Genomic DNA, 11,068 nt, shown 5'->3' with positions numbered 1-11,068 from the left:
AGTTCGAGCCGCAGGGGGAGGACATGTGGAAGAACCCCATGGGCTTCGTGGTGCACTTTTTCTCCGAGGACCAGCTTAGGCAGTTGTCCAAGAGATATGAGCTTCAATGGATCAAGGAGTTCGAGGATCGATCCCCACCTTTCACGAAGAAACTGTATGAGGTGGTGCTCCGCAAGCCCAGGTGAGAATTGATCCTTGGTAAGGAACAGGAGCTGGCGCTGAGCGGTAGGCGGGGACCAGCGGTCGAGTGGGCCATGGGCCACCTGGTGAAGCTGGGAGATCGGGAAGGATCGTCCAGACTGATCCCGGTGAGGTCCGTGCATCTTCCTAACTGGTGCACCGTTGACTCGCCGGAAGCCTGGAAATGGTTGTGCTCGCTGACCGGTAAGATCGCCCTCCCTTTCACGGCGAACCCTAGAGGGCCGGGTGACATCGTCGCTGAGGAACGAAAACGACTACTGGAGGGCTGGAGGCTGCAGAGCAACTACTCATTCACCTGCACACCATATCTCTCTGGAAACCATCCCTCAAGGGATCAGGTGATCGCATGGGGCGGTCGTGCCGCCTCTTCCTTTGCCAACTCGATTCTTGGTGCCAGGACCGAGGTCGAAAGTTTCGAGACCGCAGTAGCATCGGCCATCACAGGGCTGACGCCCGAGCGTGGTCTTCACCTGGAGGAGAATCGCCAGGCCACTGTGGCGGTGACTGTTCCTAAAGGTGGCGGCACGATCGATTACCCCCTGCTAGGTTGGACGCTATCCCGAGAGCTCAGTGGAGAGATTCCTTTGCTGTGTGGTGTGGCCCCGACCTTTGACGAGGCCAAGAGGCTCGCTTTGGCCATGAACGCTCTGGCTGAAATCCCCCTCTTCAGGATGCAGCGAGGATCCGTTCCTCCTGCCGGTATGCAGATGATGGAGGTGGGCAAGGACAGCCTGTCAACTAATGACCTAGGCTCACCAGATCTAATTATATTGGGCTGTCCCCACATGTCGGAGCAGGACATCAACCGCTGGTCTAAGAAGCTGGCCGATCGAGCGCCAAGCAATATCGAAGCATGGTTCTTCACCTCCCGACTGTGCTTGGACAAGTGTCCCATCTTCGGGGATGTGCTCAGAAAACGAGGCCATGTGTTCGTGGACGAATGCCCCCTGGGCATGAGGGAGGAGCTCGTTGGTAGAGCGATAGCGTGCGACAGCCCCTCACTGGTCGAGTGCTTACGCAACAGCGGTCTCAGGGCATCCTATCGTTCGGAGGCAGAAATGCATCAGTTGCTTACGATCTGATGCCCGCTAAACGCTGCCTGTCTGTGCCATAGTGGGATGGTCCAATGCGATGACGATATCACGCCTGTTTATTGACAAGAACACATTTTAACTGGGTTTGTTTAAAAGTGCGGGCGCCGGGATTCGAACCCGGGCTTCAAGCTTGGGAAGCTTAAGTCCTAACCACTAGACTACGCCCGCCTATCGAGCCTGAACGTGGATTGGTGATTAAAAGGTTTTGAGGCGGTCACTTCACCGTCTCAAGCTGGCTTATGATATTCCAGATTAACGTCCTGCCGTGGAGCGGGATGTTCGGGTCGTTGGCCAGCTCGTCCAGTATGTGCACGGCGCTGGCCGCCCTGACGTCCATGGCCTCGTTGGGCTGCTGCAGGCGCCCCTTGGCGTCGGTAGCGCCCCGTCGGATGTTGCGGGGCACCGAGGTGTCCTCAGCCAACTGGTCCAACACGTCCATTATCTGCTTGAGTTTTATGTTGTCTACCATTGGTTTCACCCCCGTCGAGCGGGGAGGGTCTTTCCTCATCACTTGCTTTCCGGGCCACCTTCGGTCCGTTCGTACTTGAGCTCGCCACCCTTCTTGAAGGTGGTGACCACCATGAAGGTCTTGCTCTCCTTAACCCCAGGGATGCTGGTCACAGTGTCCATAAGGAACCTCTTCAGCTGCCCGTAGGTCTCGAACTTGACGACCGCCACGATGTCGGTGTCGCCTGTCACCAGGTAAACGTCGTCAACGGCGTCGTTCTCCGCGATGGCCTCTGCGATGATGTCGGCGTCCTTGGTCTCGACCTTAAGGTTGATCAGGGCAGTGACCTGATCATCCCCGAAGTAGGACGACATGACGGTATCGTAGTCGGACTTTTCCCGGTTCTGCATCGGATGACCTCTCCTGACACTATAGGATGTATAGGAAGATATGCCCTATGAATATGGTTGGCCCTATTCACGTGGGCGCAAAAAGGCTCTATCCCGCCGTTTCGAACTCTTCCTGGAGGTCGATGATGACCTGTTCAAGCACTTCTTCCAGGGAGGAGCTGCGATACTCTCTCACCCCGCCTATCTCGCTCTGAACTCTTGCGATATAGTCGTTGTTGTCCTTGATGAATTCAACGTTGCATAGGGTCTCTTCCATCTTCCTTCACCCGGCCAACATCCACAAGGGATGACAGCACGCCGAATACTACGATGTCTATATATTGATTTTCCCTTCAACGCCTGGCCTGGTCCTCATTCAACGGGCGGTGGGATCAAGCACCTTGTCCATGAAGTACGCATCTCTCCCTGGACCGTAGTAGTCGCCAATCATGCCATCGAGTACGTAGCCCTGGTGTAGGTACAGGTTCAGCCCGGCGACGTTGGTGACGCTGACCTGGAGGACCATCCGGTCCGCTCCCCTCCTGCCTACCCTGGCTTCGGCCTCGGCCAGGAGAGCCTTGGCCACCCCCCGGCCACGGAACTGGGGGAGCACGGCGAGGGAGACCAGCTGGGCGGCCACCAGCTCCGGGCGGTAGTTGACGGTGGCCGATCCCATGACCTCGCCCTCCTCGGCCAAGAAGGTCTCGAAACCCTCCTCCTCGAGCATCGCGGCGAGGACCTCGACCGAGTAGCGATCTTCCTGGAAACAAGCGTTCTCGATGCGCTGCACCTCCGGCAGTTCCTCGATCCCGGCGTCCCTCATCCTCACAGGAGCGCTCATGGCCCGGCTATGATAAATCCCCTTGCCTGGGCCAGAGCCGCTCGAGAGGTAGCATCGCCACAGAGGATGACCGGCCGTTCGTGTCCCAGCACGGAACAGACCGTTTTTCGGATCAGCAGCCATGGCGGAGCGATTCGCGATCGGCGCTCGCTGCCATGCTCACCGCCGGTGACTGGCATGACGAAATCATGAGATAGTTGAACGATAATGGAACAATGATGTCCTACCTTCCGGTGAAGCGGCTGTTCAGCGCCCCTGCCGACGCTGAGGTGGAGGTACGGGGATGGATCTACCGTGCCCGGTCTAGCGGTGCAATCGTCTTCCTCGTGCTGAGGGACCATACCGGCATAATCCAAGTGACCGTGAAGAAAGGTAACCTGCCAGAGCCGGATTTCGAGGCGGCGCACGGCGTGACCGTCGAATCTTCGGTCAAGGTCAGGGGCAGGCTCTTCGACGATAAGCGCGCCCCGGGGGGAAAGGAGCTTCGAGCTACTGCCTTCACCGTCGTCGGTCCGGCCGCTATCTTCCCTATCACCGAGTACCAGAGCGAGGAGTTGCTGCTCGATAACCGCCACCTGTGGATACGTTCCCGGGAGCAGACCGCGGTCATGCACATCAAGGCCGTGGCGATGGCCTCGGCCCGCGATTGGCTGAGGGAGAACAACTTCACCGAGGTGACCCCACCGATCCTGACCACGAACGCCTGCGAGGGCGGGACCACCCTGTTCAAGCTGAAGTACTTCGATCGCGATGCATACCTCAGCCAGAGCGCGCAGATGTACCTCGAGGCGCTCATCTTCTCCCTAGACCGCGTGTACTCCATCACCCCATCGTTCCGGGCGGAGAAGTCGCGCACGACCAGGCACCTGACCGAGTACTGGCACCTGGAACTCGAGGAGGCATGGGTCGATAACCGGGGGAACATGGAGATCCAGGAGCAGTTGGTGACGGCGATGGTCCAGGGGGTCCTCAAGAACGCCGCGGAGGATCTGTCGCTCGTGCGCAAGAACATCGAGCCGCTGAAGGCCATCGTCCCGCCGTTCAAGCGAATGACCTACTCCAAGGCGATGGAGAAGCTTCAAGGACAGGGCTACGAGATCGGTTGGGGATGCGATCTGGGCGCGCCGGAAGAGCGCGCCCTTACGGCCGAGGAGACGGTGCCAGTGTTCGTGACCAACTACCCCAAGGAGTGCAAGGCATTCTACATGAAGGAGGACGACGAGGACCCTCGGACCTACGCCTGCGCCGACCTTCTGGCCCCCGGAGGCTTCGGCGAGATCATCGGCGGCTCGGAGAGGGAGACGGATCTCGGCAAGCTCATCGCCCGGATGCAGGCGCAGGACATTTGCCAGGACCCGTACCAGTGGTACCTGGACCTGCGCCGCTTCGGTTCGGTTCCGCACTCCGGGTTCGGGCTAGGCATCGAGCGGGTCGTCAAGTTCATCTGCGACCTGGAGCACATCCGGGACGCGGTGCCGTTCCCCCGGACGGTCTCCCGCGTCTACCCCTGAACGTACCTTGCGAGGTGCACGATCATGTCGTACGCCTCTTCTAGCTCTTGGATCTCCACGAACTCGTCGGCAGTATGCGCAAGATGGGGGTCCCCGGGGCCGCAGATGTAAACGTGGGGGTTCACCGCCGCGTACTTGGGGGCCTCGGTGGCGTACGGCACGACGATGGGGTCGGTGCCCAGGAAGTTGGACAGTACCTGGCTGATCTCCGAACCGGGATCGGACTCGAACGCTCCCAGGGTGTACTCGATCTTCATCTCGTACACCTCGCCCCGGAGCCGGTTGACGATGATATCCTCTATGTCGTTAGCGGTCTGGGTCGACGGATGCCGGATGTCGACCTCCACCGTGCAGTGGTCCGAGACGACATTGTTCTTGTTGCCCCCCTTGATCGTGGAGAAGCACACCGTCATTCCGGTGGATCGCTGGGAGGACATCTCCGCCAGGTCCAGCAGGCGGTCGAGGCAGTAATGCATCTTGAGTATGGCGTCATCCCCCAGCCACGGCTGGCTGGCGTGAGCGGCCCGGCCTCGGGTGGTCAGCCGGAAACGGAAGACCCCCTTCTCTCGATACGCCGGGGCGAGCTCGGTGGGCTCCATGATGAGGATGCCCTTGGCCTTGCGCACAAGATCCTCCTTGACGATGGCATCCACTCCCTCCATCTGCTCCTCCTCGTCGGTGGTGAGGCAGATGCTGAACGGAACCTCGTCCTTCACCAGTTCGCCGGCCGCTTCGATCATGGCCGCACATGCTCCCTTCATGTCGCAGGTGCCTCGTCCGTATACGCGGTTGCCGTCTTCCTCTCCCTGGAACATCGTCCAGTTGTCTCCGACCGGCACGGTGTCAAGGTGACCGGAGAACAGCATGCCGTTCTTGCCGTAGGTGGCGATGAGCGCCGGGTACCGTTCCGGACCGACCAGCCGCACTCGCATGCCCGCGGACTCGAGCCTGCGACGGGTAAATCTGAGGATGGTGCTCATGTCCGCATGTAGGTCGCTGTCCATGGCCAGCAGGTCCTGCAGAGTATCGACGACCTTGTCTCTCAATCCTTCACTCTCCTGATGAACGGTGGCTTGACCACCACCGCTCTGACTTTATTATCCCTGATCATCACCTCAAGCTCCTCGCCCTCCCTGGCGTGGTCCGCGTCCACGTAGGCCAGGGCGATGCCCTTGTTGAGGATCGGTGACAGGGTGCCGGAGGAAACCCTTCCGATCTCATCCCTGCCCGCCATCACCGTGTACCCATGGCGCGGGATGCCCCGGTCCAGAAGCTCGAGTCCTACCAGCTTGCGGTAGGCGCCCCGCTCCTTCTGCCGGAGCATCGCCTCCCGGCCTATGAACTCATGGCTCCATTTGATGACCCACGCCGGGCCGGTCTGGAGCGTGCTCTGGGTTCCGTCAAAGTCAGCGCCAGAGAGCAGGTACCCCATCTCCAGCCGGAGCACGTCCCGAGCACCAAGGCCGCAGGGCCGGAGCTCGAGGTCCCTCCCGACGGATAGGAGGGCGTTCCAGACCATTTCCGCGGCCCCGCTCTCGACAAGGATTTCGAAACCGTCCTCGCCAGTGTACCCGGAGCGGGTGACGTAGCTCTGAGTCAGGCCGGAAGGCAGGGGAGCGCAGTTCATAAGATCTGGAAGGAAGCGCTCGGAATTCTCTGACGACGGGACCTTGAGGTTGACGATGTCGCCGTAAAGCCGCTTCAGCCCTTTTAGATCCATGTCAGTGAGGCGCTGCAGGACCTCCTGCGCTTTCGGGCCCTGCAGGGCGATGCACGCCAGGCGCTCGGAGACGTTGATCACTTCCGCGTCTCGGACACGGTCGCGCACCCACTCGTAGATTTGCTCTGCATGGGACGCGTTCGGCACCATCAGATAGGTGTCAAGGCCGACGCGGAAGGTGAAGGTGTCGTCCATGATCTTTCCCTGCTCGTTCAGCACGTGGGCGTAGATACCCTTGCCCAGGGGGAGGTCCTTGATGTCGTTGGTGAGGAGCTCTCGCAGCGAGTCCTCCGCTCCCTCACCCCGGATGATGAGGTCACCCATGTGGGAGACGTCGAAAATGCCTGCTCGCTCCCTCACGGCGCGGTGCTCCTCCAGGATGCTGGTGTACTGGACCGGCATCTCCCAGCCCCCGAACTCGACTATCCGGGCGCCCAGCGCGACGTGGGCATCATAAAGAGGAGTGCGCTTCATGGACCTTCTTAGGAAGTCCCAGGACGGCTAAAATGATTTGCTCGTTGTATCGCCAGGTCCCTTGGCGTTCACAACGCGCTGAAGAGCTCCACCGCCCACGTCACGAACGCCTGGAATGCGTCGACGAAAGGACCTATACCACTCTGTCATTGCTTCGGTCCGGAGTGGTAGGGGCTGAACGGCTGTCTCCCCTGCCTCCCGGATCTCGGCCGGTACGAGCGAGGCACTTTTCTCGCACCGCTTTTGCTATCTCATTGGTGATGACGAACGAGCCGTGCTGCGCATTTAGGGAATGATCGCCGCTCCTGGCCAGGCTCGGATACGGCACTATGGAGATGATTCGATCATACTGTATCTCCATCGCCCCCCTGGACCTATGTTGAAGTACGAGGACATCGCCGAGTACCACCGATTGCGGACGTCCAATCTCGTACTGACCGGCCAGCAGGTAGAAGAAGAGGGACATGAAGAGGACGACGGCGATCAAACCGGCGATCATCATGTCCGGAACGACGAGCGCGATGGCGATGAACGCCACCGCGCCGGTGATGGCGAATAGGACGCCCCAGATCGCCAGGTTCCGGCGGTTCATCGGATTCTGGAAGTTCGTAGTTCCATTCACAGTACCATCCTCACAGCTCCCGGATCTCGACGGTCTTGCTGTTGATGACTCTCCTCAACGTGCCGTTGCCCGAGCCCCTCTGCTCGATCTTGGTGCCCCAAGCGTCGTGCATGGTATCGACCACCAAACGAATGGTCCCCGGCGGACGCGGACCAGAGCGGCGCTTCTTACCGTTCTTGAGATGAACGATGAACTCCACCGGAGCGTTCTCCCACCAGTACTTCTCCTTCTTGCCGTCTCCGACCATTAGGTTGCGGCGTCGTACGACGACGATGCGGTCGATCTCCTCCTTCGAGATGAACCCTCCCTTCTTGGTGTACTGACGGAAGTACAGCGGGGGGATGATCAATCCGTTCTCGTAGACACGCAACGGCATGGCGGAGAGGACCTGATTGGTGTAGTAAACGACTTCGCTCAATAAAAATAGGAGTATAATGCCAAATATGCCGATGATTAGGCAAAATATTAAAACTGGCTCATAGGGGCCATCAATTAGAGCAAAGAGGAATATACACAGAGCGGCAGTCCCTCTAAGGTACCAAGTCATCGCTAGATTTCTTTTATATGAATTGAAACCTCCCGGCATATACGATGGCATCATCGTTTCTTCGAACACTATGGCTCCATGTTCCGATACCCCCACCACCATCACCCTCCACTAGACCAGGCGTTGTATGTTGTCCAGACGCTTAAAGCCGACACTCCCAGATCGAGGCCAGAGATGAGCTTGGAGACCGAATCGAAGCTTGGGCATATCTTGCCCTCTGTTCCTCCACCGGTCATCTCAAGCGCAAATCCAGCCCCTGATAATGCGAGGCTAAAGCACGAAATCTCGACCCAGGTAAAATCTGTTGATTGTTCGTTTATCTGGGTCAAAGAAACGACGGATAGGATCGCTCCCATGATCGATACAGCGAAGGACGCGAAATCCCTCATCGTCCCCATCACCGCCGTGCTCACGAACGTTATCAGGGAACCGACGCTGCTGAAGATGATCCCGAACATCGTCGCCTCCATATTCACCAGATCATTTCCCAGGATCGATCTTATGGTGTTCTCCACGGTCGAGGCCGCCGCCGAAGCTATCTCTCCGGCGGCATTGGCAATGAAGCCGTCATTGGCATCCAGTATCGCCATCATCACGATCGGCACGATCATGATGATGGCTATCCTCGAGACCACCCCTCAAGTAATAGGTGATGCTGTCGACGCTGCTAGCTCGGCAATCGGAGAGGCTGGTCAAGCGATAGTAGAATCAGTTCTTGGGAGCGCACTCGTTAATGATGTGGCAATGATTCTCAGTATCATCCTTGGAGGGATGAGCGCGCTATTGGATAGTATTGTTTTTACTGTTGGCGGTTCTTTCTTGACGTTCGCATTCTCTCTATTTGGGGCTTTCCTTTCAATAATCGCCATGGTAGAAGTACTATCATCTGGTTGCTCCTTGGATATTCTTATGATAGCGATACTGGGCGCGGTTGCTTCTGGTTCGGCTATATCGTGGCCGATTATTATTCCGAGAGCATGGAGGAAGAGTTTTGCCCTTCCTACGACGCTTGCTCGAATATAATTGCTTTAACTTCATTTGGGGTCTCTGTAATCTGGCTCGGAACAGCAGTATATAGTTACAATGAAGGGAGTTGATAAATTGTTTCAGGCAGAAAAAAGGCCGATATTCAAGGAGACACCAATCCCCTTTTTCCGCGAGAAGCTGGGTATGATGACTTACCGGAAGATCCTCTTCATTACCTTCTTCATACGGGGGTGGGGGTCACTGATTATCCTTCTAGTAAGTTATCTCTTGATGTTGCAGAAGCAAGAAAATCACTACAGTATTCAATTTATCCTTTGTGACATAGTGGCAATTCTGTTTATCATATGCATTTTCTTTGTGTCCGAGAACCTCTACGTCACTCGTGGCCTGACTTCTCGCCCCCTCATCGTACATGAAAACGGCCTGACCATACCGCCGATCTATTTCCGCGTGCTGTTCAAGACGGTGGCTTCGTTCCGAAAGAGAAGATCGCCTACGTCACCGTTCGAAGGTGGAAAAAGTTCTACATTCGTCTTCAGGAGAACGACGCCACCATATGGTACAACGCCCCGGTGGAGTTCGTCATCCACCAGACCAACGGTTGGCGGCGCCGGTCCGGTCCGCGTCCGCCGGAGGTGATCAAGGAAGCGGTGGACTCCATGCATAGCGCTTGGGGAGTCAAGGTCGTCCAGCGCGGCCAAGGCAACGGCACGAGGAAGAGGGTCGTCGATGGCAAGCGCGTGGAACTGATCGAGCTTTGATCTCGTGTATCGACGGACACGGCCCTAGGTGAGCGTTCGACCGCTCGACGGCCAAAACAATCAATAGCGACGACGAAGATGGAAGCCTCGTGACCGTCCGTTCCATCAACCCTCGCACCGGGCAGGTGATCCGCGAGTTGCCATCATCAACGCCGTCGGAGCTTCGCGACGCCCTGGCCCGGGCGCGCCTCTGCCAGAGAAAGTGGTACGCCGGAACCCCTCGCAAGGAGCGAGCCTCGCTGATCAAGGAGCTGGAGGCCGTCTGCCTCCGCCGAAGGGACGAGGTCGTAGGCTTAATGCACGAGGAGGTCGGCATCCCGAAGAAGGCGCTGGCCGGCGCGTACAACAGCGCCTTGTCGGGGGTGGACCGCTACGTCGAGGAGTACCTGGCCTCGATGGACCGCCCCTATTCTCTCCCATCTTCGTGGACCGCCACCGACGCCATGATCTCCTTCCACCCGCACGGCGTCATCGGCCATATCGGGGTGTGGAACTTCCCGTTCTGGCAGACGATGATAACGGCCATACCGGCGCTGCTCACCGGCAACGCCGTGGTGTTCAAGCCGTCGGAGTTTTCGACCCTCTCCGGCCTCAAGATCGCCGAGCTGGTCCGCGAGGCCGGGTACCCCGAGGACCTCTACATCCAGGTGGTCGGGGGAGCGGAAATCGGGAAGCTGATGGTCACCTCCGACGTCGACGCGATCACCTTCACCGGGGGCATCGAGACCGGGCAGGACATCGCCAGGAAAGCGGGCATAAGGCCGCTCATCCTGGAACTCTCGGGAAACGACGCCGGGATCGTCCGCGCCGACGCCGACGTCGAGCAGGCCGCCAGGGGCATCGCCTACGGCACTTTCAGCCGCGGCGGGCAGGTGTGTGTTCGCATCAAGCGAGTGTATGCGCACGAGGACGTGGTCGACGAGCTCCTGGAGCGCCTTGTGAGCATCGCGGGGCGCTTGAGCATGGAGGATGACATCGGGCCGCTGATACGCGGGGAGGCGCGCGAGAACGTCCATCGCGTAGTTCGCGACGCCGTCGACGGCGGAGCGGAGCTGCTGTGTGGCGGTGAGGTCCCCGAGGGCCCCGGTTTCTTCTACCCGCCTACGGTGCTCAGGCATTCGGACGACAGCCTCGAGGTCGTCCGCAAGGAGACCTTCGGGCCGGTGTGCCCGGTGCGCGCGGTCGGGAGCGACGACGAGGCCGTCACCCTCGCCAACGACACCCACTACGGGTTAGGGGCGACGGTGTGGACCTCCGATTCCGAGGCCGGAATCGAGATGGCCGGGAAGCTGGAGGCCGGAAACTTGTGGGTCAACGAGTGCGTTCGGACGCTGCCGGGCGGCGAGTACTTCCAGGGGTGGAAGCAGAGCGGCATCCCGTCGTCGATGAGCAGGCTGCAGATGTTCACCAAGAAGAAGACCATCGTCGCGCACCGCTCCTGCCAGCCCCGCGCCCACTGGTTCTGCTGATCGA

At 58.9% G+C, this 11,068-nt stretch carries 14 protein-coding genes and 1 tRNA gene; 6 read left to right on the top strand and 9 right to left on the bottom strand.

The window, feature by feature from the left end; translation table 11 throughout:
* Both SA339_12645 and SA339_12640 read left to right on the top strand, forming a co-directional pair.
* On the top strand, positions 1 to 185 hold a 185-nt coding region (locus tag SA339_12645), incomplete at its 5' end, for a hypothetical protein (GenBank protein ID MDW5564061.1).
* 3 nt (positions 186 to 188) lie between these two features.
* On the top strand, positions 189 to 1,283 hold the full coding sequence (locus SA339_12640) for an aconitase X (protein MDW5564060.1): 1,095 nt from the start codon (positions 189 to 191) through the stop codon (positions 1,281 to 1,283).
* Between the two features lie 108 nt (positions 1,284 to 1,391).
* Here SA339_12640 and SA339_12635 read toward each other — a convergent pair.
* The 5 genes from SA339_12635 to SA339_12615 all read right to left on the bottom strand — a co-directional run bounded on the left by SA339_12635 (position 1,392) and on the right by SA339_12615 (position 2,973).
* Positions 1,392 to 1,463, bottom strand: a tRNA-Gly gene (locus tag SA339_12635).
* A gap of 46 nt (positions 1,464 to 1,509) precedes the next feature.
* Complete coding sequence (locus tag SA339_12630) at positions 1,510 to 1,764, bottom strand: UPF0147 family protein (protein MDW5564059.1); 255 nt, start codon at positions 1,762 to 1,764, stop codon at positions 1,510 to 1,512.
* 38 nt (positions 1,765 to 1,802) lie between these two features.
* Positions 1,803 to 2,153 carry an Lrp/AsnC ligand binding domain-containing protein gene (locus tag SA339_12625; protein MDW5564058.1) on the bottom strand — a complete coding sequence of 117 codons (351 nt, stop codon included), beginning with the start codon at positions 2,151 to 2,153 and terminating at the stop codon, positions 1,803 to 1,805.
* An 88-nt stretch (positions 2,154 to 2,241) separates the two neighbouring features.
* Entirely contained in the window at positions 2,242 to 2,409 is a 168-nt protein-coding gene (locus tag SA339_12620; protein ID MDW5564057.1) for a hypothetical protein, read from the bottom strand.
* A gap of 99 nt (positions 2,410 to 2,508) precedes the next feature.
* Positions 2,509 to 2,973, bottom strand: a complete 465-nt coding sequence (locus SA339_12615) for a GNAT family N-acetyltransferase (GenBank protein ID MDW5564056.1) — start codon at positions 2,971 to 2,973, stop codon at positions 2,509 to 2,511.
* 197 nt (positions 2,974 to 3,170) lie between these two features.
* Here SA339_12615 and asnS point away from each other — a divergent pair, with 197 nt between their 5' ends.
* A complete protein-coding gene (gene asnS / locus SA339_12610) occupies positions 3,171 to 4,484 on the top strand; it encodes an asparagine--tRNA ligase (protein MDW5564055.1) in 1,314 nt (437 codons plus the stop codon).
* Here asnS and SA339_12605 read toward each other — a convergent pair.
* The 4 genes from SA339_12605 to SA339_12590 form a co-directional block, all read right to left on the bottom strand.
* Complete coding sequence (locus tag SA339_12605; protein MDW5564054.1) at positions 4,475 to 5,530, bottom strand: M20/M25/M40 family metallo-hydrolase; 1,056 nt, start codon at positions 5,528 to 5,530, stop codon at positions 4,475 to 4,477. The two genes, asnS and SA339_12605, sit on opposite strands and share 10 nt — an antisense overlap.
* A complete protein-coding gene (gene gcvT / locus SA339_12600; GenBank protein ID MDW5564053.1) occupies positions 5,527 to 6,678 on the bottom strand; it encodes a glycine cleavage system aminomethyltransferase GcvT in 1,152 nt (383 codons plus the stop codon). The genes SA339_12605 and gcvT overlap by 4 nt, the downstream gene beginning before the upstream one ends.
* 133 nt (positions 6,679 to 6,811) lie before the next feature.
* Positions 6,812 to 7,300, bottom strand: coding sequence for a hypothetical protein (locus SA339_12595; GenBank protein MDW5564052.1), 489 nt, complete (start codon positions 7,298 to 7,300; stop codon positions 6,812 to 6,814).
* Between the two features lie 10 nt (positions 7,301 to 7,310).
* On the bottom strand, positions 7,311 to 7,718 hold the full coding sequence (locus SA339_12590) for a hypothetical protein (protein MDW5564051.1): 408 nt from the start codon (positions 7,716 to 7,718) through the stop codon (positions 7,311 to 7,313).
* A 303-nt stretch (positions 7,719 to 8,021) separates the two neighbouring features.
* Between SA339_12590 and SA339_12585 the strand changes: the two genes are divergently transcribed.
* From SA339_12585 to SA339_12575, 3 genes are all read left to right on the top strand, one after another.
* Entirely contained in the window at positions 8,022 to 8,870 is an 849-nt protein-coding gene (locus SA339_12585) for a hypothetical protein (GenBank protein ID MDW5564050.1), read from the top strand.
* 536 nt (positions 8,871 to 9,406) lie between these two features.
* Positions 9,407 to 9,595: a hypothetical protein gene (locus tag SA339_12580; GenBank protein ID MDW5564049.1), complete on the top strand. Its 189-nt coding sequence runs from the start codon at positions 9,407 to 9,409 to the stop codon at positions 9,593 to 9,595.
* An 89-nt stretch (positions 9,596 to 9,684) separates the two neighbouring features.
* Positions 9,685 to 11,064, top strand: coding sequence for an aldehyde dehydrogenase family protein (locus SA339_12575; GenBank protein ID MDW5564048.1), 1,380 nt, complete (start codon positions 9,685 to 9,687; stop codon positions 11,062 to 11,064).
* Positions 11,065 to 11,068: the final 4 nt, after the last annotated feature.

The organism is Methanomassiliicoccus sp., from assembly GCA_033485155.1.
Taxonomy (GTDB): Archaea; Thermoplasmatota; Thermoplasmata; order Methanomassiliicoccales; family Methanomassiliicoccaceae; genus UBA6.
The sequence above is the reverse complement of the archived record's forward strand: the minus strand, read 5'-3'. Positions and strand labels throughout refer to the sequence as shown.

Bases quoted from the DNA above. Each gene is read 5' to 3' on its own strand.
- SA339_12630 (MDW5564059.1), bottom strand. From the start codon at position 1,764: ATGGTAGACAACATAAAACTCAAGCAGATAATGGACGTGTTGGACCAG.
- SA339_12625 (MDW5564058.1), bottom strand. From the start codon at position 2,153: ATGCAGAACCGGGAAAAGTCCGACTACGATACCGTCATGTCGTCCTAC.
- SA339_12620 (MDW5564057.1), bottom strand. From the start codon at position 2,409: ATGGAAGAGACCCTATGCAACGTTGAATTCATCAAGGACAACAACGAC.
- SA339_12615 (MDW5564056.1), bottom strand. From the start codon at position 2,973: ATGAGCGCTCCTGTGAGGATGAGGGACGCCGGGATCGAGGAACTGCCG.
- gcvT (MDW5564053.1), bottom strand. From the start codon at position 6,678: ATGAAGCGCACTCCTCTTTATGATGCCCACGTCGCGCTGGGCGCCCGG.
- SA339_12585 (MDW5564050.1), top strand. From the start codon at position 8,022: ATGAGCTTGGAGACCGAATCGAAGCTTGGGCATATCTTGCCCTCTGTT.